This is a genomic window from Shewanella sp. ZOR0012, from assembly GCF_000798835.1.
GTDB lineage: Bacteria > Pseudomonadota > Gammaproteobacteria > Enterobacterales > Shewanellaceae > Shewanella > Shewanella xiamenensis.
In genome coordinates, this window is sequence record NZ_JTLE01000094.1 from 1090723 (window position 1) to 1115024 (window position 24302).

Sequence of the window (24302 nt, forward strand, 5' to 3'; positions counted from 1 at the left end):
ATTTAAATCCACGTAAATCAATTGGTTTATCTGGTAAAAATCCAGAGATGCTTGTATGAGTGAATCTGGTACATTTTGATGCGGGAATGGTGAAATTGGTAGACACGCCAGATTTAGGTTCTGGTGCCGCGAGGTGTGAGAGTTCAAGTCTCTCTTCCCGTACCATCAAAATGCAACCTTTACGGTTAAAACAAGTTAATTGGGGTATCGCCAAGCGGTAAGGCACCGGGTTTTGATCCCGGCATACCTAGGTTCGAATCCTAGTACCCCAGCCATAGTTAAAAAGCCCGTCCTTTGACGGGCTTTTTGCTTTCTGTCGTTTGTATATGCTTGTCGAATCATCCTCTGGTTACTTCGCTATTTTTCAATCTTCTTCTCCATTGTTAGTGTGTTATGGCATTGCTGAGTGTTTTGGCGATATGAGAATGACTAATGGCTAAGATGCGCTTAATTGGCTTAGATAGGTGTTTATAGAGATAAAAAAGCCACAGTGTTCAATAAACACTGTGGCTAACACCGATAAAAGTGAAATGCGACTAAAAAGCTCGCCGAGCGTTGAGTAGTGGTTATTGTACGGGTTTTACTTCTTTAACTGCTGTGGGAGCTGCGACTTCGTTCACCGCTTTTTCAAGCACCGTTTCCTGTGTAGCTTTTACATCGCCTGTGGCAACCGCTTTTAGGGGCGCAGCTGCTGGGATTTGTTCTTGCAGTTTTTCCGTGCCAGCTTCTATGGCCTTTTGCTGCAGTTTTTGCGGATCCGTATAGTCAGCCAGTTCTTTTGGCCAGCTTGGAACGAGTTTCTCTGCTTGATTGGTAAACTGCTCAGAGATAATTTTTGGCGAGCCACCCGTTAATAACATCACTGCCATTTGGTTGGTTTCTGAATTCCATACAAATCCGGCTTTTTCGGCCATTTCAGGCACTGGAGTATAAGTCGACACCATATAAAATAAGGGGCCTTCCTGTTGAATTTTGTCGGCAGTTTTTAACAGAGATACTGTGGTCTCATAGTTATCACCGAGTAGCGACTTCATACGATCTTTAATGAGAGGCTGTTCGAATAGCCCGACATCATTAGGATTTAATCCTACTAGGGGTTTTAGCAGTGCCCACATCAGTTGGCCTTGAGGCGACATTAACAACAGTGGAGCAACACAGGCGTTTAGCATTAATGCGAGCCAAATAATGTTAAGGCAACGCATTTTTTTGAGCAGAGTTGTACCCAAGATGATATTTCCTTTGGAAGTACCAGCAAGTCGCCGGCGGCGGATTGTAGCCGATTGTGATTCTGTAAACGAGAGGGGGAAGAGGGTAAATTTTAAGTGTGATTTTAAGTCCAAATGTTGCTTTTTATCTATATGAATTAATTGTAATTCTCCAAATGTTGCAAAGTCTCTTTATTCGAGAGTTTGTCTCCCTTCAAGCTATATCAGCGCTGCTTTTATCTAACGCTACCGTATTGAGTATGTAAAGATTGTAAACTTGGTGCTTTTTGATAATAAATATCATTTACTATCAGTCAATTAATTTTATTTCATACAAGCACTAAGTTCTGCAGTGTTTTGGCGATTTTAGGCAGCAATCCCTGAAATACCTTTTTTGAGAGTCAGTCGTTGAAATTTAAAGTCAGTAAATCATCTCTTTCCTACGCACGCATTATCCATGTCTACGTCTCAATGGCGTTGCTTTTGTTAATGCTATTTTTCGCGATTACGGGGATCACCTTAAATCACCCCAATTGGTTTTCGTCTGCGGATCAAGAGCCACTGCGCGAGCAGTTTGATATTCCCAGTTATTTAATTCCCGCTGCGTCGCAGGAGCCCGAGTGGCGTTTAGCTGCGGGGCATTGGCTTAAAAGTCAATGGGATATGGATATTACCACTGCCGATATCGATGAGGATGAAATCAGCCTAGTGAGTAAGGGGCCTGGTACCTATCGCACAGTCACCCTCGATCTGCTCGACGGCAAAGCCTATATCGAGACCTTAGATTATGGCGTTGTCGCAGTGCTAAATGATCTGCACAAGGGCCGTAATACTGGAAGTGTCTGGGCTTGGGTACTCGATCTTTGTGCGCTGTTGATTATTTTGTTCTCACTCACGGGTGCTTATTTACTGTTACCTCAAACCAAAAGACTAAAAAAATCGTTGTTTTATATGGTGATCGTCAGCTCTGGCTGCGCACTTGTTTATGTTTATTTTGTTCCATAGGGAGAGCCGATTGATGATGCGTCATCTTATTCGCACCACTGCTATCGGTGCGTTGTTTGTGAGTTCTGCGGTATTGGCCGCACCGAAAATGACCGTAGATTTAACCTTGCCAGAAATTACCGAGGGCCAGTATCACAGACCCTATGTGGCTGTATGGGTTGAGGATGCCAAGGGCCAAACCGTTAAAACCATAAGCCTATGGGTATGGGATGAAGGCCATAAATGGCTCAAGGATATTCGTCGTTGGTGGCGTAAAGCCGGACGTGAGGATATGAGCTTTGTCGATGGTATCGCCTCAGCAACACGTCCTGCTGGCCACTACAAAATTGATTGGGACTTAAAAGATGATGCAGGTAAACCTCTTGTTCCTGCCTCCTACACGGTGTTTATCGAAGTGGTGCGTGAGCATGGTGGCCGTGATTTGGTCAGACAAAACTTTGATTTATCGGCGGGGGATTTTACAGCCCAATTACCCGCCACCACTGAAACTGGCGTCATTGATATTCGCTTAAGCGGCATGACTCGCTAAGCCTAGTATTTAACGAAAAGGATGTGAAGATGAAATTACGTTTTGTTGCCTTAGTTAGCGCACTGTGCATCAGCCCATTTGCCAGCAGCCATGACCGCTGGATTCTACCTAGCCACTACAATGTGTCGGCAGAAAGTAATGAGGCAGTTTGGATTACTTCTGATGTTTCCGCTAGTAACCAAGTGTTTATGGTTGATAAGCCTGTTACGGCTAGCGATGTGAAAGTGTATTTACCCGATGGCAAGTCGAGTTCACCAAGTTCGAGCTACACTGGCGGCCGTAAATCAGTTTTTGATGTGCAGCTCTTACAAGACGGCACCTATAAGTTCGAGAAAGAAGTTACGCCTCGGTATTTTTCGGTTTACAAAGTCAAAGGAAAAGAAGAGGTAGTGCGTAGTCGTCTTGATAAAAAAGCGACCGCAGCTGTCATGCCAAAGGATGCCTATGATCTTAAAGGCTCATTAACCGTTGCTAGGGTTGAAACCTATGTGACTCGCAATAAACCAACCGATAAGGTACTGGCACCTAAAGGTGAATACTTAGAATTAGTACCTATCACGCATCCTGCTGATATTGTTGAGAATGAACCTGCAACACTGCAATTTGTTTATGATGGAAAGCCCGTTGAAGGCGTCAGCGTAGCCATTATGAAGGACGGTAGCCTATACCGTAACAAGCCAGAGGAAATTAGCTTAACCTCTGATAAAGAAGGTAAAGTGGCGATGACGTTACCTGCCGCTGGCCGTTATTTATTACATGCCTCTATCGAGCGCCCAAGTCCTGATAAATCCCTTGCCGATAAGACGGTAAGCGAAATCTTTTTGACCTTCGAAGCAGGGCTTGAATAAGCTAAGACTTTATTACTAAAGTGATTAATGCCCACAAACTTAGTTTGTGGGCATTTTTGTTTTTAGCTCTTGCCGTAATTAAGATCGCACTATCATTCTTTACTACTAGCATCTGGGCGCTAGCTTCAGTAAGCTGCAAGGGTGCACAGTTCTTGATGCATCCCACGCGCATAACGATTAGAATAGCGCAATTCCACCCTGATTTTACTGTGTTGACCTTAGCGTCGGCACGGGTTGCTTTTGTTTAAAGGAGACGAAAGAAGTTATGACTAAGGTTCCTATGACAGTTGTCGGTGCAGAACAGCTGCGTAAAGAGTTAGATATGCTCAAGTTTGAACGTCGCCCTAAAATCACTGAAGCGATTGCCTCAGCGAGAGAATTAGGCGATCTGAAGGAAAACGCTGAATACCACGCAGCCCGTGAAGAGCAAGGTATTTGTGAAGCGCGTATCCGTGATATTGAAGGCAAACTTTCTAACGCGCAGATCATCGATGTGACTAAGATGGTGAACAACGGTCGTATTATTTTTGGCGCGACTGTGACTATCTTAAATCTCGATACCGATGCTGAAGTTACCTACCGAATCGTAGGTGACGATGAAGCCAACATCAAAGAAAACCTGATTTCAGTCAACTCTCCGATCGCCCGAGGATTAGTGGGTAAAAATGAAGGGGATGAAGTGTCTATCACGACCCCCGGTGGTTTGACCGACTACGAAATTATTTCGGTGCAATATATCTAAGCTTTTATATCATCAGGTTATTTACCATTGAAAGCCGCTTTTAGCGGCTTTTTTATGTCTTTTTGATACTTAACACGTTGCGCAATAAGTCTCTTTGCAGTGCAAACTTAGAAAGATGGATAAAGTTTAATTTGCCTCTGAGTTGGCAGTTACTTAAGCTGCATGCTTGGAACTTTCTATGTTTTTAATAAAGCTATTCAAGAAAGCGTTGTTTTTCCTGTAAACATTTTTCACGTAAATTGCTGCGTGCACCATTTAGGATCTGAGTTTGATTAAGTTTTGGCGCCAAGGATTAATGTTACTCTGTGTGTCGATCATTTTGATCGCCCATTCGAGTGGCTATGCGCCGCGCAGCTTAACCGCTCAGCATTTTGCGCCTAAAACAGTAGTGACAACTGTGCTGACAGCCGATACGCCGTCAATCACAGCGCAAGAAAATACGACATCGCGCCATTCAACTGAACAATCGACTGCGGACGAGAGTCAAGCGGTTTGCATTGCCTCTGATAAGGTGCAAGCCTCCGATTGTTCCGAGCCTGAATTCGTTAGTCATTCTGACGATTTTAATTTTGCCCCGGTTAACTCCCAGCGCTTTATCAATCTTGTTCAGCATGATATGCGTGAAGTGAAGCCTGTTTACCAGTTGGCCTTTGAGTTTGAACCAGAGCCTGCGCCCGCATTAGGGGAAAATATTCGCCTCGATGCTCGCCCGGATTGGACCCTCTTAGCCGAATCTTCACCCGCGCGGATCTCCGGCTGGAAAGTCTCCAACCTCCAATATCGCTTTAGTCAGCAAGCCGCTTAATTCACCGCTCCCTGTTGCAAGTTAGCAAGGCTTATCCATAACGATACCGTTTGAGTTTGTCATCTGAACCATAGGTCGTTAAGGATGCCTTTGATTAACTTTGCATTTTGTCATCCGAAACCTGTACCCGATAACCTAGCCTCAAAGCCTGCGGAATGATAGCCGCTGATATGACTGAATTGCATTGGATTAAACGCATTCGGTTTAGACGGATTTGAATCGGTTATCACCACTGAGTTTGCTGCGTTTAGCGTACTCTTTGTTGAATTCGTGTTTACAGGTTTCACCGTACATACAGTGATTGTGCGCTCATGTTTGAAGGCGTTAATACGCCACTGATTACTATCCGAGCGTGCAAAACTATGCGAGTGATATCTATGGATAAAATTCAGAGTAAAAAGCTGCTAAATCATTATTCAGCTTGGAAATACGTTGTGCTAATTGTCACGATTATTGTGATGTTATTTAGCGCTTTACCGACTTGGTATGGTGAAGACGCCGCAGTGCAGGTGGGCGCTAAAGCAGGGCTTAACTTAACCCCTATTGAACTGCGGGATAAATTAAAAGCGCAGGGCGTTGAGGTGAAGCGTATCGAAGTTAAGCATGCCCAACATGGCAACGCCAATAGCTCAGAAGATGGGCAAACCCTTATTGTACTGAATGATGACAGCGAGCAAACCTTAGTGAAGACCTTAGTGTCATCCATGGTGAGTGAGCCGAAAGAACTCACGCTGGCATTGGTGAGTGCTGCGCCGAGTTGGCTGCAAAATATGGGTTTTGAACCGATTAAGCTCGGGCTTGATTTACGCGGCGGGGTGCAATTTTTGCTGGATGTGGATGTACAACCTGTCTACCAAGCCCAAGCAGATGCCCTAGTCGAATCCTTAAGACAATTTTTACGCGAACAACAAATCCGTGGCGCCAGTGTGCGTATTGACAACACGCGCGATGATGCCGGATTACAAATAGCGGTTGCATTAACGGATGCTTCAGCATCAGACAATAACGCCCGTGCTGCCATACGTCAGTTTATCCAGCAAAGCTATCCAACTTGGCAATTAACCAATGGGGATAATGGCTTAGTGGTCAAACTTGCTCAAGATGAGCAAATTAAGTTACGTAATTTAACGGTGCAGCAAAACCTGCAAATCATGCGTAGCCGTATTGAAGAGTTGGGGATCACTGAGGCTCTAGTGCAGCGTCAGGGTGAACACCGTATCCGCATCGAGCTGCCTGGTGTGCAAGACCCCGCCGCCGCGAAAAACGTGATTGGTGCGACCGCAAGCTTGGCCTTTTTTGAGGTTAAAGAATCGGGTTCAGTGAACGCGCAGGTGCTGAAGGACAAATCTGGCAATCCCGTTTATGTGGCACGCACGCCCGTATTAGGTGGCGATCATATTGTCGATGCCCGTGCCAATATTGGTGAAATGGGCATGGCCGAAGTGAACATTCACCTCGACCGTATTGGCGGGCAGAAGATGTCGGAGTTCTCCCGCGCCAATATCGGTAAGCCGATGGCAACATCCTATAGCGAATATAGCCGGGATGAGCAGGGCAAAGCTAAGCAAACACAACAGATCATTAGCGTCGCGACCATCCAATCCCAACTAGGTGATCGTTTCCGTATTACTGGTGCAGGGACTTATCAAGAAGCGCAACAATTAGCGCTGCTGCTGCGTGCAGGTTCAATGACGGCGCCTGTAACAATCGTTGAAGAACGCACGATTGGCCCAACACTTGGTGCTGAAAATATTGAAAACGGCTTTGCCGCACTCGGTTTAGGTATGGGGATTACCTTGCTGTTTATGGCGCTCTGGTATCGCCGCCTCGGTTGGGTGGCAAACGTGGCACTGATTTCTAATATGGTGATCCTGTTTGGCCTACTAGCGCTTATTCCTGGTGCAGTACTGACCTTACCTGGTATTGCAGGTCTAGTATTGACTGTCGGCATGGCGGTCGATACTAACGTGCTGATATTCGAACGGATAAAAGATAAGTTAAAGGAAGGACGAAGCTTTGCCCTTGCCATCGATACTGGTTTTGATAGTGCATTTTCAACCATTTTCGACGCCAACTTCACTACGATGATCACCGCAGTTGTGCTCTATTCCATCGGTAATGGTCCGATCCAAGGTTTTGCCTTGACCTTAGGCTTAGGTCTTCTGACCAGTATGTTTACCGGTATTTTTGCTTCAAGAGCCTTGATTAACCTTGTTTATGGGCGTGATGCGCGCCGTCATGTGAGGGTATAAAAATGAAGAATATTAATCTGACTAAATGGCGTTATATTTCGAGCGCTATCTCGATCTTTTTAATGCTGGCCTCACTTACTATCATCGGCGTGAAGGGTTTTAATTGGGGCTTAGATTTTACTGGCGGGGTGGTAACCGAAGTACAACTTGATAAAAGAATCACCACTAGCGAATTGCAGCCATTACTGAACGCGGCTTATCAGCAAGAAGTGACTGTGATATCTGCCAGTGAGCCTGGTCGCTGGGTATTGCGTTATGCCGACACTGCACAAAGCAATGTGGATATTGCGCAAACCTTAGCGCCACTGGGCGAAGTGCAAGTGCTAAATACCAGTATTGTCGGCCCGCAGGTGGGTAAAGAGCTGGCAGAGCAGGGGGGACTCGCGTTATTAGTCGCTATGTTAGCTATCCTAGGCTATTTGAGTTATCGCTTTGAATGGCGCCTCGCCTCTGGTGCGCTATTTGCGTTAGTACACGACGTCATTTTTGTACTCGCGTTTTTTGCGCTGACACAGATGGAATTTAATCTAACTGTGCTCGCGGCGGTGCTGGCTATCCTTGGCTACTCACTGAATGACTCAATCATTATTGCCGATCGTATTCGTGAGTTATTGATTGCAAAACCCAAACTTGCGATTCAGGAGATTAACAACCAAGCGATTGTCGCGACATTTTCGCGCACTATGGTGACCTCGGGGACCACTCTGATGACGGTTGGAGCACTATGGATAATGGGCGGTGGGCCGCTAGAAGGATTCTCAATAGCCATGTTTATCGGCATTTTGACCGGCACGTTCTCCTCGATATCAGTCGGGACCTCCTTGCCAGAGTTTCTCGGCTTAGCCCCTGAGCACTATCAAGTTAAACCCATTAGCGATACACCGTAGACGTTAAAACAAAACGGCCACTCATTTGAGTGGCCGTTTTGTTTAAGGCTGGAAAATTATTTCGCTCTTGGCAAAGCAATTTTCATTTCTGGTGATTGACGATAAATCACCAGAATATGACCAATAAGTTGCACTTTTGCAGATTGAGTTTCACGTACTATGGCATCAACGATGGCATTTTTTAGCTCTCTGTCGGCAGAGGCTACTTTCACTTTAATCAATTCATGATAAGCGAGTGCGCTTTCAATTTCAGCGAGTACACCTTCAGTCAATCCATTGGCACCAAGCAGCACCACTGGCTTTAAATTATGCGCCAGACCTTTTAAATGCTGTTTTTGTTTGGTTGTTAAGTTCATTTCTACCAACTTTTGCTGAGTTACTGTTGAAAAAACGCTATTCTACCCTTATATAGCCTTTGTGTAACTCTCAATTGTTGCGGATTTTAAATGTCAGGTAAAAAACGTACGGCCAGTTCCAATCGCTGGATGCTGGAACACTTTGATGATCATTATGTCAAACTAGCACAGAAACGGGGATTGCGTTCTCGCGCTGCGTTTAAGCTTGAAGAGCTTCAGCAAAAGGATCAATTGATCCGCCCAGGTATGACGGTTGTTGACTTAGGGGCCGCTCCAGGTGGCTGGTCACAGGTTGCTGTTAAGCTAGCTGGAGACAAAGGTAAAGTTATCGCCTGTGATATTTTACCTATGGATCCCATCGTCGGCGTGGATTTCTTGCAAGGGGACTTTCGTGAAGAGAAAGTGCTCGAAGCATTGCTAACTCGCGTCGGTGCGGATAAGGTTGACGTTGTATTGTCTGATATGGCGCCCAACATGAGTGGTTCAGATGGTGTCGATCAGCCGCGCGCCATGTATTTAGTCGAGTTGGCGTTAGATATGTGTCATCAAGTGTTGGCACCTAACGGCAGTTTTGCGGTCAAAGTCTTTCAGGGGGAGGGGTTTGACGAATATATGAAAGCGGTTAAAGAGGCATTCAAAGTCGTAAAAACACGTAAACCGGACTCGTCGCGGGCACGCTCCCGTGAGGTCTATCTTGTGGCGACAGGGTACAAGTTGTAGTACCCTAGCGTTAATCATCGCAAGACTTTATGAGGTCTAGTAATTTGAGTGACATGGCAAAAAATCTAATACTCTGGGTTGTCATCGCCGTTGTGCTGATGTCAGTGTTTCAGGGTTACTCCCCCTCTTCTTCGTCATCGCAGAAGATGGATTATTCTACTTTCCTAGACAATGTTCGTGATGGACAAGTCGCCAGCGTTGAAGTGAAAAGTGACCAACGTACTATCGAAGGTTCTAAGCGCACGGGCGAAAAATTCACGACCATCATGCCACTGTATGACCAAGATTTAATTAATGATCTTGACCGTAAAGGCATCACCATGAAAGGCCAAGAAGCCGAAGAATCGGGGTTCTTAACCCAGATCTTTATTTCTTGGTTCCCGATGTTGCTGCTGATTGGGGTATGGATTTTCTTTATGCGCCAGATGCAGGGCGGCGGTGGCAAAGGCGCTATGTCCTTTGGCAAGAGCAAAGCCAAGCTGATGAGCGAAGACCAAATCAAGACCACTTTTGCTGACGTTGCTGGCTGTGATGAAGCCAAAGAAGAAGTGAAAGAGCTGGTCGATTATCTGCGTGATCCAACCAAATTCCAAAAACTGGGTGGCCGTATTCCAACGGGCGTGCTCATGGTTGGCCCACCAGGTACAGGTAAAACCTTGCTTGCTAAAGCGATTGCTGGCGAGTCAAAGGTGCCTTTCTTTACCATTTCGGGTTCTGACTTCGTGGAAATGTTCGTCGGTGTTGGTGCATCTCGTGTGCGTGATATGTTCGAACAAGCGAAGAAATCAGCCCCTTGTATTATCTTCATCGACGAAATCGATGCCGTAGGTCGCCAACGTGGCGCAGGCTTAGGTGGTGGTCACGATGAGCGTGAGCAAACCCTTAACCAAATGCTGGTTGAGATGGACGGCTTCGAAGGTAACGAAGGGATTATCGTGATTGCGGCGACCAACCGTCCTGACGTATTGGACTCTGCGCTGCTGCGTCCAGGTCGTTTTGACCGTCAAGTGGTTGTTGGCTTGCCAGATGTTCGCGGTCGTGAGCAAATCCTTAAAGTGCATATGCGTAAAGTGCCACTTTCTGAAGATGTTAAAGCGAGTGTGATTGCCCGTGGTACGCCAGGTTTCTCCGGTGCCGATTTAGCCAACTTAGTTAACGAGGCTGCACTGTTTGCGGCGCGCGGTAACCGCCGTGTGGTCGGTATGGAAGAATTCGAGCGTGCAAAAGACAAGATCATGATGGGTGCTGAGCGCCGCTCTATGGTGATGTCGGAAGCCGAAAAAGAAATGACGGCATACCACGAAGCGGGCCACGCGATTGTGGGCTGTTTAGTGCCAGAGCATGACCCTGTGCACAAGGTCACCATTATTCCACGTGGTCGTGCACTCGGCGTGACCTTCTTCTTACCTGAGGCCGATGCGATTAGCCAAAGCCGTCGTAAGTTAGAAAGCCAGATTTCGGTTGCCTACGGTGGTCGTTTAGCCGAAGAGCTGATCTACGGTAGCGAAAAAGTGTCTACAGGTGCTTCGCAAGACATTAAATACGCCACATCGATTGCCCGTAATATGGTGACCCAATGGGGCTTCTCCGACAAGCTTGGTCCATTACTCTATGCCGAGGAAGAAGGTGAAGTGTTCTTAGGTCGTAGCATGGGTAAAGCCAAGGCGATGTCCGATGAGACTGCGACGCTTATCGATGCTGAAGTGAAGGCCTTTATCGACAAAAACTACGGCCGTGCCAAGCAAATTCTGCTGGATAACATCGATATTCTGCATTCGATGAAAGACGCGCTGATGAAGTATGAAACCATTGATTCACTGCAAATTGACGATTTGATGAACCGTCGTGAAGTGCGTCAGCCTGCTGATTGGCAAGCAGATGACAATGGTTCAAATGACAAAGGCAATGGCAAAGGTGAACCTGCGGTTAAAGTCGACGAAGTGGTTAAGTCAGCGCCTGTTGAGTCAGAGCTGAAAGATGCCGATGAGTCACCCGCTAAATAACGTTTGTTAATTGAAAGAGAACCCCGTTAAGGGGTTTTCTTGTTTTATCTTGCTAGAAAATTGACTGCGCTGTCATTCAATATAAATCAGTTACATGAGTGAACTGCGCAGAATACGGATGAAACGCGCTAGCAAGCTGTCCCAAATGGAGTCAATGCGTGTTTGAATTAATTGCTGGAACCAAACGCTTATCCTTAGCTTCGCCCGTAGTCATGGGCATTCTGAATGTTACTCCCGATTCTTTTTCCGACGGTGGAAAGTTTTCTTCTTTTGAACTGGCTTGCCAGCATGCCGATGAAATGGTTGCTCAAGGAGCGCTCATCATCGATATCGGTGGCGAGTCGACAAGGCCTGGGGCGGCCGATGTGAGTGTTGATGATGAACTCGCACGGGTGGTCCCTTTGGTAGAATATGTCGCGAAACACCATGATGTGTGGATTTCGGTTGATACCAGTAAACCAGAAGTGATGCGACAGGCGGTAAATGCTGGCGCGCACTTAATCAACGATGTTCGGGCGTTATTGGAGCCTGGGGCACTAGAGACTGCGGCGCAGTTGAATGTGCCCATTTGTTTGATGCACATGCAGGGCGCGCCGCGCACTATGCAATCGGCGCCCGAATATCACGACGTTGTTGCCGATGTCTTTAAATTCCTCAATGAGCGTATTCAAGCCTGTTTGGAGGCTGGGATCCCGCGGGAACGGTTGTTAATCGACCCAGGTTTTGGCTTTGGTAAAACCTTAGAACATAACTATGAACTGCTAGCAAAGTTAGAGCGTTTTGCGCAGTTTGAACTGCCGATATTGATAGGTTTATCCCGTAAGAGCATGATAGGAAACCTCCTTGCTAGGCCGACCTCTGAGCGCTTAGCTGGGAGCCTTGCTGGCGCCATGATAGCGGCCCAGAAAGGGGCACATATTATTCGTGTCCATGATGTCCCTGAAACTGTCGATATGCTGAAAGTGTTACAAGCGACACAGGCATATCTATAGAGGCTATTTTTGTTAAGTATTTCATTAATATTATGATCCCAATCGAAGGGACACATTGAAGTTTGTGGGGCGATATGAGCGAACGTAAATTTTTTGGAACCGATGGTATTCGTGGCAAGGTAGGTTCAGGCCAGATGACACCCGAGCTGGCATTAAAGTTGGGTTGGGCTGCTGGACGGGTGTTATCCCGTAGCGGCACTAAGAAAGTGATTATTGGTAAAGATACCCGTATCTCGGGGTATATGTTTGAATCAGCTTTAGAGGCTGGCCTTTCGGCAGCAGGTTTGAATGTGATGCTGATGGGGCCCATGCCAACGCCAGCGGTGGCTTATTTGACTCGTACTTTTCGCGCCGAAGCTGGTGTGGTAATTAGTGCTTCCCACAACCCTTACTATGATAACGGCATTAAGTTTTTCTCAACTGATGGCAGTAAGCTTGATGATAATCTTGAGCTTGAAATTGAAGCCGAATTAGAAAAGCCCTTAGAGTGTGTTGAATCACATCTGTTGGGCAAAGTGTCACGAATTGAAGATGCTCGCGGTCGTTACATCGAATACTGTAAAGGTAATTTCCCTGCAGATCACACATTAACAGGGTTAAAAATTGTCGTCGATTGTGCCCATGGTGCTACTTATCACATCGCACCAGCGGTATTTCGCGAGTTAGGCGCCGAAGTGATTGCCATTGGTGATAAACCAAACGGAGTCAATATCAATGACAAAGTCGGCGCAACGTCCATGGCGAAGATTTGCGAAACTGTTTTGGCCGAAAGTGCCGATTTAGGGATTGCGCTCGATGGCGATGGTGACCGAATTATGATGGTCAATAGCAAAGGTGAGGTGATCGATGGCGATCAAATTCTTTATATCCTTGCCTGTGATGCCAAGGCTCGTGGTGTGTTACGCGGAGGTGTGGTTGGGACGTTAATGTCTAACCTTGGCCTCGATTTAGCACTTCAGGCGTTGGATATTCCCTTTGCTCGCTCTAAAGTGGGCGACCGTTATGTGATGGAGTTACTCAAAGAACTCGATTGGCGTATCGGCGGTGAAAACTCGGGGCATATTCTTAACCTCGACCATGGCACGACCGGTGATGGTATTGTTGCTGGTATTTTGGTGCTGGCGGCCATGCGTCGTCAAAATGCAACCTTAGAGCAGTTAACTGCGCCAATGGAAATGTTGCCACAGGTGTTGGTGAATGTGCGTTTTGAAGGCGAACATGATCCATTAAGCTCTGATAAAGTTAAAGCTGCTCAAGCTCAGGTTGAATCACAACTGGGTGCTCGAGGTCGCGTATTGCTACGCAAATCTGGTACTGAACCGTTAATTCGCGTGATGGTTGAAGGTGATGATCACAATGCTGTGTTAGCGCACGCTAATTTGATTGCAGATGCGGTAAAATCGGCGAGCTAATCAAACCAATCTTTAGTCGAGTGCAGCTGATACCGATTAAAAATGAAGGTGTTAGCTGCATTAATGAGCAGGAATAGGGTTTGGCGTGTAAAAAGTAAGCACTCCAACCTAATATCTGAAAAATTTCGAATTTAGCTATTGTAACTTAATAAGTGGTTCGCTATTATTCACGCCGCTTTCAGAGGAGACAGTGATGGCACTCAGACGTCCTATGGTAGCTGGCAATTGGAAGATGAACGGCAGTGCGGCGCTAGCCCAAGAGTTGTTTAAGAAGTTTGCCTCAAAGCTCCAAAATGATTCAGCTGAAGTGGTTTTATGCCCGCCTTCTATCTATCTAGAAAGCGTAAGGCAACTGCTAGAAGCAAACAAGGAAGCGTTAGACGGTTCACTTGTTAGGATGGGCGCTCAAAATTTAAGTCAACATGACTTTGGCGCTTATACCGGAGAAGTTTCGGGTCAGATGCTTAAAGATTGCGGATGTCGATATGTGATTATCGGGCATTCAGAACGTCGCCGTATGTACGGAGAGACGAGTAATATCGTAGCGGAAAAATTTGCCGCTGCACAAAAGCACGGTTTAACCCCTATCTTATGTGTGGGTGAATCGGGTCCAGCACGTGAAGCAAGACGTACCTTCGAGGTGATTGCAGAAGAGTTGGACATAGTAATCCAGAAAAATGGCACTATGGCTTTTGATAACGCCATTATCGCTTACGAGCCATTATGGGCTGTAGGGACTGGTAAAAGTGCGACACCAGAGCAGGCACAAGAAGTACATGCGTTTATACGCAAGCGTCTCTCTGAAGTGTCTCCGTTTATCGGAGAAAATATCAGGATTTTGTACGGTGGCAGTGTGACACCGAGTAATGCAGCAGATTTATTTGCCCAACCTGATGTTGATGGTGGACTGATTGGCGGTGCCAGTTTAAACTCTACCGAGTTTTTAAGTCTGTGTACTATAGCGATGAGCGCATAATATGTATGAAGTTTTAGTGGTTGTTTACTTGTTGGTTGCATTAGGTTTAATTGGCCTAATCTTAATCCAGCAAGGTAAAGGAGCTGATATGGGTGCCTCTTTTGGCGCCGGTGCATCAGGTACCTTATTCGGTTCAAGCGGTTCAGGTAACTTCCTGACACGCACAACGGCGATTCTTGCCATTGCGTTTTTCACGTTAAGTCTGCTGATCGGCAACTTAAGTGCAAACCACGCAAAAAATGAAGATGCATGGAAAAATTTAGGTGCTGATGAACAGGTTACCCAGCCAGTTGATCAAGCAACCGAAAAGTCAGAAACCAAAATTCCTGACTAGTAAAAGGTGTCGCCGAGGTGGTGAAATTGGTAGACGCGCAGCCTTGAGGTGGCTGTGTCCTAACGGACGTGCGGGTTCAAGTCCCGCTCTCGGCACCATAATTAAACTAAGTAAGTCAAAACAAGAACTGACTTAGTTATTGCAAGCAAAGACGATAGTCAATATACTTGCACACAGTTGACGCGGGGTGGAGCAGCTTGGTAGCTCGTCGGGCTCATAACCCGAAGGTCGTCGGTTCAAATCCGGCCCCCGCAACCAGCTCCTAGTAATGAATGTTGTTTAATTCATTATGGTTTACAGGTTCTTGAAGCTAATAACCTCGTCATTACGGGGTTTTTTGTTGTCTGGGACTTTTAAATTTGTCGTATTGTTTACGGCGTTTTACTAGGGCTATTAAGCCCTTTTTTGTTTTTTCGGGGGTCAAATTTGGCAACATTAGAATCCAGACTGGCAGACATGCTCACAGTGCCTGTGGAAGCACTCGGCTTCCAACTTTGGGGCATTGAATATGTTCAAGCGGGTAACCATTCAGTCCTGCGCGTGTTCATTGATGGTGAGAATGGCATCAATATCGAAGATTGTGCCAACGTGAGTCGCCAAGTCAGTGCTGTGCTCGATGTTGAAGACCCTATTTCTACTGAATATACCTTAGAGGTTTCTTCGCCTGGTGTAGATAGACCGCTGTTCACTGCTGAGCAATATGCGTCCTATATCGGCGAGGATGTCAAGCTTCAACTGACTATGCCTGTCGCGGGCAGTCGTAATTTAAAAGGCGCCATTACTCAGGTTGACGGTCAAATGCTGTCGGTGAAAGTAAATGGTAAAGAGCTGGTTGTCGCCTTGGATAATATCCGTAAAGGCAACATCATCGCAAAGTTTTGATGGTTTCAAGGTGAACGAGGCAAGACAAAATGAATAAAGAGATTCTGCTAGTCGCTGAAGCGGTTTCAAATGAAAAGGCCGTTCCACGCGAGAAGATTTTTGAAGCGCTGGAGACTGCTCTGGCTACCGCTACCAAGAAAAAATACGAAGGTGATATCGACGTCCGTGTTGCTATCGACCGTAAAACTGGCGCTTATGAAACTTTCCGCCGTTGGATGGTAATTGATGACAACGGTGTTGCGTTAGAAAATCCATACCGTGAGATTACGCTGGAAGCAGCACGTTTCGAAGATCCAGAGATTCAACCAGGTGAATTTATTGAAGACCAAATTGAATCAGTGGCGTTCGATCGCATTACTACCCAAACCGCTAAGCAAGTGATCGTACAAAAAGTACGTGAAGCTGAGCGTGCGCAAGTGGTTGAGCAGTTCCAAGATAAAGAAGGTGAGCTGATCACTGGTGTCGTTAAGAAAGCAACCCGCGAAAGTGTAGTTGTGGACTTAGGCAACAATGCTGATGGCGTATTATTCCGTGAAGACTTGATTTCACGCGAATCTTTCCGTCCTGGTGACCGTGTTCGTGCACTGCTTTACTCTGTTCGTCCTGAAGCGCGTGGTGCGCAGTTATTCTTAACTCGCACTAAGCCTGACATGCTGATTGAGCTGTTCCGTGTTGAAGTGCCGGAAATTGCCGATGAACTGATCGAAGTGATGGGCGCGGCGCGTGACCCTGGTGCTCGCGCTAAGATCGCAGTGAAATCGAACGATCGTCGTATCGACCCAATTGGTGCTTGCGTTGGTATGCGTGGGGCACGTGTGCAAGCGGTATCGAATGAACTCGGTGGTGAGCGTGTCGATATCGTATTGTGGGATGACAATCCAGCACAATATGTGATCAACGCCATGGCGCCAGCTGATGTGGCTTCTATCATCGTTGATGAAGACAACCACTCAATGGATATCGCTGTTGAAGCGGAAAGTTTAGCTCAGGCCATTGGTCGCAATGGTCAAAACGTGCGTTTAGCGACTCAGTTAACAGGCTGGGAACTGAACGTGATGACAGTGGAAGACATGAATAAGAAACACCAAGCCGAAAGCGCTAAGGTGAAGAGCTTATTTATGAAATCTCTGGATGTAGATGAAGATTTTGCACAAGTACTGGCTGATGAAGGTTTTACTTCGCTCGAAGAAGTGGCTTATGTGCCTGTGTCAGAATTATTGGCAATTGATGGCTTTGATGAGGATCTCGTCGAAGCATTACGTGAACGTGCTAAGGCTGCGATCTCAACTCGAGCGCTCGCATCCGAAGAAGCACTAGATGGTGTGGAGCCAAGTGAAGAGTTATTAGCACTTGAAGGTGTTGAAAGACACTTAGCCTATGTTTTAGCGAGCAAAGGTATCGTGACTCTAGAAGACTTGGCTGAACAAGGCATTGATGATTTGATCGAAATTGAAGAATTGACAGAAGAAAAAGCAGGTGAGCTGATCATGGCTGCCCGCAACATCTGTTGGTTTGGCGAAGAAGCATAAGTCGATCAACAGGGGGATTTAACTGATGGCAGATACTACCGTAGAGAAATTGGCCACGGAAGTGGGTAAAAGTGTTGAACGTCTGATTGAGCAATTCTCTCAGGCCGGAATTAAGAAAGGCCACACTGATAATGTGTCTGAAGCTGAGAAGCAGCAGTTACTGGATTATCTGAAGAAGCAACATGGCGCCGATAATGCGCCGACTAAAATGACGCTGCAACGTAAAACCGTATCGACCCTGAGTGTGGCCGGTAATGGTGGTCAATCTAAAGACGTTAAAGTTGAAGTGCGTAAAACCCGTACTTTTGTTAAACGTGATGTGAGTGACGCAGTGCTTAAAGCGGAAGAAGAGGCTAAAGCCAAAGCAGAAGCCGAAGCGAAGGCCAAAGCAGAAGCTGAAGCGAAAGCGAAGGCAGAAGCCGAAGCTAAGGCTAAAGTGGAAGCAGAGGCGAAAGCGAAGGCAGAAGCTGAAGCGAAAGCAAAAGCGAAAGCCGCAGCGGAAGTGAAAGTAGCCAAAGATATGTCACCAGAAGCTGAAGCAGCTCGTTTGGAAGCTGAACGTTTAAAAGCAGTACAAGAAGCTGCGACTAAACGTAAACAAGACGAAGAAGCCGCCAAAGCGGCAGAAAAAGCGCGTCTGTTAGCAGAAGAAAACTCTAAGCGTTGGGCCGAAGAAGAGCGTCAACGTTTAGAAGCTGAGCGCTATAGCGATCACCATATCACTACCTCTAAAGTGGCTCGCGCAGCTGAAGATTCGTCTGATATGGATGAAGAAAAACGTGGCCGCCGTGCGCGTAACAAAAATACCGCCAAAACCAAACGTGGTGGTAAAGATGCTCGCGATGGTCGCGAAAAACACATGCGTAACCGCAGCACAGCGCCAGAATCAATGGCTCATGGCTTCAATAAGCCAGTAGCAGCCGTTAACCGTGATGTGCGTATCGGTGAAACAGTTACAGTGGCAGAACTTGCTCACTTAATGGCAGTTAAAGCGACTGAAATCATCAAGCAAATGATGAAGATGGGCTCAATGGTTACGATCAACCAAGTGTTAGATCAAGAAACTGCCCAATTAGTTGCTGAAGAAATGGGCCACAAAGTGGTACTTATTCGTGAAAACGAATTAGAGCAACAAGTACTTTCTGAGCGTGACGAAGAAGGTGGCGTGAAGCTTGAGCCTCGTGCACCTGTTGTAACCATTATGGGTCACGTTGACCACGGTAAAACATCGCTCCTTGACTATATCCGCCGCGCGAAAGTGGCAGCGGGTGAGGCCGGTGGTATTACTCAGCATATTGGTGCATACCATGTTGAGACCGAAAACGGCATGATCACTTTCTTAGATACCCCTGGTCACGCTGCGTTTACCGCAATGCGTGCTCGTGGTGCTAAGGCGACGGATATCGTTGTACTCGTTGTGGCTGCCGATGACGGTGTTATGCCGCAAACCATTGAAGCGATTCAACATGCTAAAGCGGGTAACGTGCCATTAATTGTTGCAGTTAACAAGATGGACAAGCCAGAAGCCGATATCGACCGCGTGAAGAGCGAATTGTCTCAGCACGGCGTGATGTCTGAAGAATGGGGCGGAGACAACATGTTTGCCTTCGTATCTGCTAAGACGGGTGAAGGCGTTGATGATTTGCTTGAGGGTATCTTACTCCAAGCTGAAGTACTTGAACTCAAAGCTGTTCGTGATGGTATGGCTGCTGGTGTGGTTATTGAGTCTCAACTGGATAAAGGTCGCGGCCCTGTAGCAACGATTCTGGTTCAAGAAGGTACACTGCGCCAAGGTGACATCGTTCTATGTGGTTTAGAGTACGGTAAAATCCGTGCGATGAAAGACGAGAACGGTCGTTCAATCACTGAAGCTGGCCCATCAATCCCTGTTGAGATTTTAGGTCTGTCAGGTGTGCCATCAGCCGGTGATGAAGCAACCGTTGTGCGTGACGAGCGTAAAGCCCGTGAAGTCGCGCTGTACCGTCAAGGCAAGTTCCGTGATGTGAAATTAGCGCGTCAGCAGAAGTCTAAGCTGGAAAACATGTTCGCGAACATGACCGAAGGCGAAGTGAAAGAACTGAACATCGTTCTGAAGGCAGACGTTCAAGGTTCACTCGAAGCGATTACCGACTCCTTAATGGGTCTGTCTACCGACGAAGTGAAAGTAAACATCATCGCTCGTGGTGTAGGTGCTCTGACCGAAACCGACGCGACTTTAGCTGCGGCTTCTAACGCGATTATGGTTGGCTTTAACGTGCGTGCCGATGCGCAAGCGCGTAAGACTATCGAAAACGAAAGTGTTGACTTACGTTACTACAGCGTTATCTATAATCTGATTGATGAAGTGAAAGCGGCGATGACAGGTATGCTGTCACCTGAATTCAAACAACAGATTATCGGTCTGGCTGAAGTTCGTGACGTGTTCAAATCACCAAAACTGGGCGCAATCGCTGGTTGTATGGTGACTGAAGGCACCATCAAGCGTAGCGCACCAATTCGCGTTCTGCGTGATAACGTGGTGATCTTCGAAGGTGAACTCGAATCATTACGTCGCTTTAAAGATGACGTTAATGAAGTTCGCAATGGCATGGAATGTGGTATCGGTGTTAAGAACTACAACGATGTCCGCGTGGGTGACCAAATCGAAGTATTTGAAACCGTCGAAGTGGCACGTACACTGTAACGATAAAGAGGGCGGCATTAGCCGCCCTTTCAATTTAATGACATTAGCTATTATGGTAACTCTATTATGGCAAAAGAATTCAGTCGTACACGTCGTATAGGCCAGCAGTTACAGCAAGAGCTGGCTGTTGTCCTACAACGCGACATGAAAGATCCCCGTATTGGTTTTGTGACCGTCAATGACGTTGATGTTTCTCGCGATTTAAGTTACGCCAAAGTCTTTGTCACCTTCTTTGAAGAAGACAAAGAAGTTGTGCAAGAAAAGCTGAACGCGCTGATTGCTGCCGCTCCTTATATTCGTACCTTAGTGGCAGGCCGCATGAAATTGCGCGTGATGCCAGAAATTCGCTTTGTTTACGACAGCTCATTGGTTGAAGGTATGCGTATGTCTAATCTCGTCAGCCAAGTCATCAACAGCGATAAAGCCAAACAACAACAGTTTGGTAGCGCTGAAGATGATGTTGTTGATAATGACATTGACGAGAGCGATGACACCGAAGGTAAAGCGTAATGGCAAGACGTTCAAAGGGCCGCTTTATCGACGGTATTGTATTGTTGGACAAGGCCACAGGCATGAGCTCCAACTTTGCATTGCAACGAGTAAAGCGCTTTTTTAATGCCAACAAAGCGGGGCATACGGGGGCGCTCGATCCACTGGCGACGGGCATGCTGCCAATCTGTTTAGGTGAAGCGACTAAGTTTTCCCAGCATTTGCTCGATTCGGATAAGCGTTATCTGGTCACGGCAAAACTGGGGCAACGTACCGATACCAGCGACTCAGACGGCGAAGTCGTACAAACACGCCCGCTCGAGTTTACACAGGCGCAGTTAATGTCCGCCTTAGCGCATTTCCGTGGTGATACTTTGCAAGTGCCATCCATGTATTCAGCGCTCAAATATCAAGGTCAACCCTTGTATAAGTATGCCCGAGAGGGGATTGAAGTGCCGCGTGAGGCGCGTCCAATCACTGTCTTTGAACTGAACTTCATCGGTCTAGAAGGCGATGAGCTAACCTTAGACATTCATTGCTCTAAGGGCACTTATATTCGCACTATTATTGACGATTTAGGCGAAATGCTCGGTTGTGGCGCCCATGTGATCATGCTGCGCCGTACTCAAGTTGCACATTATCCCTACGATAAAATGGTTACTCTTGAGCAGCTAGAAGCCTTAGTCGCTAAAGCACAGGAACAACAACTTGATCCAAGCAGTTTGTTGGATTCGTTACTGTTACCTATGGATACGGCGGTTGCCGATTTTCCTGAGGTCAATGTCCCTGATGCGAGTGCAGCTTACTTAATGCAAGGTCAAGCGGTGCGAGTCGCGAACTTAGAAGCAAATAAGCTGGTACGGATTACCTTAGGGACTGCACGTCGTTTTGTTGGTATCGGTGAGATGAATGATGATGGCTTACTGGCCCCGAAGCGTTTAGTCGTTATTCACGACGAACCTAAAGCATCTTAATGGATTTGCTCGGATATTATTCCACCGCTTTTATTGCGCACGCCAAAGATTATGGGTAGAATAGCGCGCCCTCTGGCTGAGTTAGTGATCGGCTAGGGATTCACATTTTATATTTGGAGAGACACATGTCACTAAGTACTGAAGCGAAAGCAAAAATCCTGGCTGAATTTGGCCGTGGCGCAAACGACACTGGTTCAACTGAAGTTCAAGTTGCGCTGTTAACTGCTCAAATCAACCATTTGCAAGATCACTTCAAAGAGCACATTCACGATCACCACTCACGTCGTGGTCTGTTACGTATGGTTAGCGCTCGTCGTAAGTTATTAGCTTACCTGAAGCGTACCGAAGCTACACGTTACAATGAGCTGATCCAAAAGTTAGGTTTACGTCGTTAATCTCTCGTCGATTAACGTAAAAAAGGAGGCTTAGCCTCCTTTTTTATTGCCTAAAATTCAGTATGTTGAACTATATCCTCAGTACATTAGGCACCACGTAATCCATCAATATTACTAATGGTTGCAGTTTGACTGGCAATATATAGCGTCTCAAACTCAGCCTGTGGTAAAGGTTGGCTAAAGTAAAAGCCTTGACCTATCTGGCACTCATTACTCTTAAGCCAATCGAGTTGCAGCTCGTTCTCAATCCCTTCAGCCACAATAGTTAGGTTTAATTGCTTACCTAACATCAAGATTGTTGATGCAATTGCACTATCCTTGGGAAGATCGGAAACAAAGCAGCGGTCAATTTTCATAGTGGTGATTGGCAGATGGCGTAAGTAAGAGAGGGAGGAATAACCAGTACCAAAATCATCTACCGCGATACCAAATCCTGCCGATTTAAGTTGCTCTAATTTGTTGATAGCAAGTTCTATATCATTCATTAATGAGGTTTCAGTAATCTCTATTTCTAATAACTCTGGTTGAATTTGGTATCGTAGCGCCATTTGTTTGATATCAGAGACTAAGCTTGCGTCGGCAAATTGTTGTGAGGCGACGTTAATTGCGATAGGAATGGCATAGTTATATTTCTTCTGCCACTCCCGCAGTACTCGGCAACTCTGCTCTATCACCCAACGACCGATAGGAATAATAATGCCGGTTTCTTCTGCCACCGGAATAAAGGACATGGGACTAATTAAGCGGCCATCTTTTTGCCAACGAATTAAGGCTTCACATCCGGTAATTTTACCTGTTTGCAGATCAAGCTTAGGCTGGAAGTAGAGCAGAAATTCATTATTTTTCAATGCATCATGTAGTGATGCCTCTGTCCTAAGTCTAACCGCAGCTCGTTCTGTCATTTGCTGTTTGAAGAAAGCCCATTGATTAGAACCTGCTGCTTTTGCACTGTACATCGCAATATCGGCATGGCGGATAAGATCTTCGGCGCTATTTCCATCCTCAGGGTAGATAGATATTCCGATAGAAGCCGCAGGGTGAATCGCGTGTTCATTCAATTGGATGGGGACATTAAGTTGCACTAAGAGTTTATCGACAAAGTCAGCAGCTTGGTCAGGAGAGTGAACTGAGTCGGCTAAAATAACGAATTCATCACCGCCTAGGCGAGATACTGTGCCTTTATCACCCACTACACGTTCGAGGATGCGAGCGATACGGGCGAGGAATTGATCGCCAAGGGCGTGTCCTAGGGAGTCATTAATATTTTTAAAGCGATCTAGGTCGATAAACATCAGGGCAAAGCTACGTTTGTGTACTCTAGAGCGTTGGATTGTGACGGCAATTGTTTCGAGCAGTAAAGTACGATTAGGCAATCCGGTGAGTGGATCTCGTGTTGCCATTTTTCGAAGTTTTGACTGAGTTTGACTAAATTGAATTAAGATCTGATTAAATTTCGACGTTACCAGTCCCAATTCATCATCCTTATGGGCATTGGACATGGGCAAGAGGTTTTCGTCGGGCGAATCGGGTGCGATTTTATCGATTGCTTCACTTATCCGGGCTATCGGCTGGGTTAAGAAGCGGTGGAAGACGACAGATAATACCAAGGTGAGCAAAAGTGCACGGGCTAAGGTTGCAAAAAAACTAAACCTGAGTTGGCTAAAGAGGGTATTAGTCAGTTCCTGTGTGTCATAGAAAATAGTCAATGTGCCAATAAGCTGTTGTTTTTGTGTGCCTTCGAAATAGAAGGGACGATACAATGGGCGTGAAATTTCTTTAAGATCATCAAACAGTTTATTACTGAGGCTTATAAAAGTTTGTGAGCTGGTTTTCTGATTATTACTCACTGACACAAACATGGAGCCATCATCGAGTTCGATGACTGCTGAGCCGACATGCTCAACTTTTATTGCACCTTCTAAGGTTTGTCTTGCGAGATTATCATCCAGTGCCCAAACGGCGTTAGCAGAAGGTTGTTCTACCGAATCGAGTAATTCCTGTTGAGTGGTCGTGAGTTGATGTTTGGTGGATACCACCACAAGGGCAATTTCAACAATAAAAATAGCGATAGCAAAAAATAACGCAGTAAAAACGACGAGGTTAGTCTGTTTCCAAGTTAGGGATTTAAAACGACCCGTCATTCAGATCTTCCTTTTAATTGTTATTTTTCACCAGAGGGGATTGCCTATATCACTGTAGAGCATAACTCTTTGTTGATTTAACCACTTTAGTGAAAAGATAGCAGTTTGTCATCATTATCTGCTCTTTATCTATGGTTCATAAT

Annotated in this window: 22 protein-coding genes and 4 tRNA genes; 23 read left to right on the top strand and 3 right to left on the bottom strand. The window is 46.2% G+C overall.

What is annotated here, in order from left to right; translation table 11 throughout:
- The first annotated feature begins 80 nt into the window (after window positions 1-80).
- Both L976_RS06490 and L976_RS06495 read left to right on the top strand, forming a co-directional pair.
- Window positions 81-165: transfer RNA gene (locus tag L976_RS06490), tRNA-Leu, on the top strand.
- 35 nt (window positions 166-200) lie between these two features.
- Window positions 201-275: transfer RNA gene (locus L976_RS06495), tRNA-Gln, on the top strand.
- Between the two features lie 291 nt (window positions 276-566).
- On the opposite strand, the gene L976_RS06500 is transcribed toward L976_RS06495, so the two are convergent.
- Complete coding sequence (locus tag L976_RS06500; protein ID WP_047540206.1) at window positions 567-1202, bottom strand: hypothetical protein; 636 nt, start codon at window positions 1200-1202, stop codon at window positions 567-569.
- A 411-nt stretch (window positions 1203-1613) separates the two neighbouring features.
- On the opposite strand from L976_RS06500, the gene L976_RS06505 reads away from it, so the two are divergent.
- The 7 genes from L976_RS06505 (at window position 1614) to secF (ending at window position 8273) form a co-directional block, all read left to right on the top strand.
- On the top strand, window positions 1614-2210 hold the full coding sequence (locus L976_RS06505; protein WP_047535327.1) for a PepSY-associated TM helix domain-containing protein: 597 nt from the start codon (window positions 1614-1616) through the stop codon (window positions 2208-2210).
- 16 nt (window positions 2211-2226) lie between these two features.
- Entirely contained in the window at window positions 2227-2739 is a 513-nt protein-coding gene (locus L976_RS06510; protein ID WP_037415282.1) for a DUF2271 domain-containing protein, read from the top strand.
- 29 nt (window positions 2740-2768) lie between these two features.
- The gene (locus tag L976_RS06515) at window positions 2769-3587 is read left to right on the top strand and encodes a DUF4198 domain-containing protein (protein ID WP_037431543.1); all 819 of its coding nucleotides are present in this window, start codon (window positions 2769-2771) and stop codon (window positions 3585-3587) included.
- 265 nt (window positions 3588-3852) lie between these two features.
- Window positions 3853-4329: a transcription elongation factor GreA gene (greA, locus tag L976_RS06520; protein ID WP_011071421.1), complete on the top strand. Its 477-nt coding sequence runs from the start codon at window positions 3853-3855 to the stop codon at window positions 4327-4329.
- 295 nt (window positions 4330-4624) lie between these two features.
- A complete protein-coding gene (locus L976_RS06525) occupies window positions 4625-5134 on the top strand; it encodes a hypothetical protein (protein ID WP_047540209.1) in 510 nt (169 codons plus the stop codon).
- Between the two features lie 377 nt (window positions 5135-5511).
- Window positions 5512-7386 carry a protein translocase subunit SecD gene (secD, locus tag L976_RS06530; RefSeq protein ID WP_047535332.1) on the top strand — a complete coding sequence of 625 codons (1875 nt, stop codon included), beginning with the start codon at window positions 5512-5514 and terminating at the stop codon, window positions 7384-7386.
- Window positions 7387-7388: 2 nt separating this feature from the next.
- Window positions 7389-8273, top strand: a complete 885-nt coding sequence (gene secF, locus L976_RS06535) for a protein translocase subunit SecF (protein ID WP_037415220.1) — start codon at window positions 7389-7391, stop codon at window positions 8271-8273.
- A gap of 56 nt (window positions 8274-8329) precedes the next feature.
- On the opposite strand, the gene yhbY is transcribed toward secF, so the two are convergent.
- Window positions 8330-8629, bottom strand: a complete 300-nt coding sequence (yhbY, locus tag L976_RS06540; protein WP_011071425.1) for a ribosome assembly RNA-binding protein YhbY — start codon at window positions 8627-8629, stop codon at window positions 8330-8332.
- A 90-nt stretch (window positions 8630-8719) separates the two neighbouring features.
- On the opposite strand from yhbY, the gene rlmE reads away from it, so the two are divergent.
- The 14 genes from rlmE to rpsO all read left to right on the top strand — a co-directional run bounded on the left by rlmE (window position 8720) and on the right by rpsO (window position 22018).
- Window positions 8720-9349: a 23S rRNA (uridine(2552)-2'-O)-methyltransferase RlmE gene (rlmE, locus tag L976_RS06545; RefSeq protein ID WP_011625490.1), complete on the top strand. Its 630-nt coding sequence runs from the start codon at window positions 8720-8722 to the stop codon at window positions 9347-9349.
- 29 nt (window positions 9350-9378) lie between these two features.
- Window positions 9379-11352: an ATP-dependent zinc metalloprotease FtsH gene (gene ftsH, locus L976_RS06550; RefSeq protein WP_037429699.1), complete on the top strand. Its 1974-nt coding sequence runs from the start codon at window positions 9379-9381 to the stop codon at window positions 11350-11352.
- A 158-nt stretch (window positions 11353-11510) separates the two neighbouring features.
- On the top strand, window positions 11511-12344 hold the full coding sequence (gene folP / locus L976_RS06555; RefSeq protein ID WP_047535337.1) for a dihydropteroate synthase: 834 nt from the start codon (window positions 11511-11513) through the stop codon (window positions 12342-12344).
- 74 nt (window positions 12345-12418) lie between these two features.
- The gene (glmM, locus tag L976_RS06560) at window positions 12419-13756 is read left to right on the top strand and encodes a phosphoglucosamine mutase (protein WP_047535342.1); all 1338 of its coding nucleotides are present in this window, start codon (window positions 12419-12421) and stop codon (window positions 13754-13756) included.
- Window positions 13757-13949: 193 nt separating this feature from the next.
- Entirely contained in the window at window positions 13950-14732 is a 783-nt protein-coding gene (tpiA, locus tag L976_RS06565) for a triose-phosphate isomerase (protein ID WP_011071430.1), read from the top strand.
- 1 nt (window position 14733) lies between these two features.
- Complete coding sequence (gene secG / locus L976_RS06570) at window positions 14734-15066, top strand: preprotein translocase subunit SecG (protein ID WP_011716140.1); 333 nt, start codon at window positions 14734-14736, stop codon at window positions 15064-15066.
- Between the two features lie 11 nt (window positions 15067-15077).
- Window positions 15078-15164: transfer RNA gene (locus L976_RS06575), tRNA-Leu, on the top strand.
- 83 nt (window positions 15165-15247) lie between these two features.
- A tRNA-Met gene (locus L976_RS06580) sits at window positions 15248-15324 on the top strand.
- A 168-nt stretch (window positions 15325-15492) separates the two neighbouring features.
- Window positions 15493-15948 (top strand): ribosome maturation factor RimP, encoded by a 456-nt coding sequence (rimP, locus tag L976_RS06585; RefSeq protein WP_047535349.1) that lies wholly within the window; start codon window positions 15493-15495, stop codon window positions 15946-15948.
- A gap of 29 nt (window positions 15949-15977) precedes the next feature.
- Entirely contained in the window at window positions 15978-17477 is a 1500-nt protein-coding gene (nusA, locus tag L976_RS06590) for a transcription termination factor NusA (RefSeq protein ID WP_037415246.1), read from the top strand.
- Between the two features lie 25 nt (window positions 17478-17502).
- Entirely contained in the window at window positions 17503-20160 is a 2658-nt protein-coding gene (infB, locus tag L976_RS06595) for a translation initiation factor IF-2 (RefSeq protein WP_037415258.1), read from the top strand.
- Window positions 20161-20226: 66 nt separating this feature from the next.
- Window positions 20227-20670 (top strand): 30S ribosome-binding factor RbfA, encoded by a 444-nt coding sequence (gene rbfA, locus L976_RS06600; RefSeq protein WP_047535354.1) that lies wholly within the window; start codon window positions 20227-20229, stop codon window positions 20668-20670.
- A complete protein-coding gene (gene truB / locus L976_RS06605) occupies window positions 20670-21623 on the top strand; it encodes a tRNA pseudouridine(55) synthase TruB (protein ID WP_047535357.1) in 954 nt (317 codons plus the stop codon). The genes rbfA and truB overlap by 1 nt, the downstream gene beginning before the upstream one ends.
- A gap of 125 nt (window positions 21624-21748) precedes the next feature.
- The gene (gene rpsO, locus L976_RS06610; protein WP_037415266.1) at window positions 21749-22018 is read left to right on the top strand and encodes a 30S ribosomal protein S15; all 270 of its coding nucleotides are present in this window, start codon (window positions 21749-21751) and stop codon (window positions 22016-22018) included.
- An 86-nt stretch (window positions 22019-22104) separates the two neighbouring features.
- Here the strand turns inward: rpsO and L976_RS06615 are convergent, their stop codons facing one another.
- Complete coding sequence (locus L976_RS06615; RefSeq protein WP_047535359.1) at window positions 22105-24159, bottom strand: putative bifunctional diguanylate cyclase/phosphodiesterase; 2055 nt, start codon at window positions 24157-24159, stop codon at window positions 22105-22107.
- Window positions 24160-24302 lie beyond the last annotated feature (143 nt).

Bases quoted from the DNA above. Each gene is read 5' to 3' on its own strand.
- L976_RS06500 (WP_047540206.1), bottom strand. From the start codon at position 1,202: ATGCGTTGCCTTAACATTATTTGGCTCGCATTAATGCTAAACGCCTGT.
- L976_RS06510 (WP_037415282.1), top strand. From the start codon at position 2,227: ATGCGTCATCTTATTCGCACCACTGCTATCGGTGCGTTGTTTGTGAGT.
- L976_RS06515 (WP_037431543.1), top strand. From the start codon at position 2,769: ATGAAATTACGTTTTGTTGCCTTAGTTAGCGCACTGTGCATCAGCCCA.
- greA (WP_011071421.1), top strand. From the start codon at position 3,853: ATGACTAAGGTTCCTATGACAGTTGTCGGTGCAGAACAGCTGCGTAAA.
- L976_RS06525 (WP_047540209.1), top strand. From the start codon at position 4,625: ATGTTACTCTGTGTGTCGATCATTTTGATCGCCCATTCGAGTGGCTAT.
- secD (WP_047535332.1), top strand. From the start codon at position 5,512: ATGGATAAAATTCAGAGTAAAAAGCTGCTAAATCATTATTCAGCTTGG.
- secF (WP_037415220.1), top strand. From the start codon at position 7,389: ATGAAGAATATTAATCTGACTAAATGGCGTTATATTTCGAGCGCTATC.
- yhbY (WP_011071425.1), bottom strand. From the start codon at position 8,629: ATGAACTTAACAACCAAACAAAAACAGCATTTAAAAGGTCTGGCGCAT.
- rlmE (WP_011625490.1), top strand. From the start codon at position 8,720: ATGTCAGGTAAAAAACGTACGGCCAGTTCCAATCGCTGGATGCTGGAA.
- ftsH (WP_037429699.1), top strand. From the start codon at position 9,379: ATGAGGTCTAGTAATTTGAGTGACATGGCAAAAAATCTAATACTCTGG.
- glmM (WP_047535342.1), top strand. From the start codon at position 12,419: ATGAGCGAACGTAAATTTTTTGGAACCGATGGTATTCGTGGCAAGGTA.
- tpiA (WP_011071430.1), top strand. From the start codon at position 13,950: ATGGCACTCAGACGTCCTATGGTAGCTGGCAATTGGAAGATGAACGGC.
- secG (WP_011716140.1), top strand. From the start codon at position 14,734: ATGTATGAAGTTTTAGTGGTTGTTTACTTGTTGGTTGCATTAGGTTTA.
- nusA (WP_037415246.1), top strand. From the start codon at position 15,978: ATGAATAAAGAGATTCTGCTAGTCGCTGAAGCGGTTTCAAATGAAAAG.
- infB (WP_037415258.1), top strand. From the start codon at position 17,503: ATGGCAGATACTACCGTAGAGAAATTGGCCACGGAAGTGGGTAAAAGT.
- rbfA (WP_047535354.1), top strand. From the start codon at position 20,227: ATGGCAAAAGAATTCAGTCGTACACGTCGTATAGGCCAGCAGTTACAG.
- truB (WP_047535357.1), top strand. From the start codon at position 20,670: ATGGCAAGACGTTCAAAGGGCCGCTTTATCGACGGTATTGTATTGTTG.
- rpsO (WP_037415266.1), top strand. From the start codon at position 21,749: ATGTCACTAAGTACTGAAGCGAAAGCAAAAATCCTGGCTGAATTTGGC.
- L976_RS06615 (WP_047535359.1), bottom strand. From the start codon at position 24,159: ATGACGGGTCGTTTTAAATCCCTAACTTGGAAACAGACTAACCTCGTC.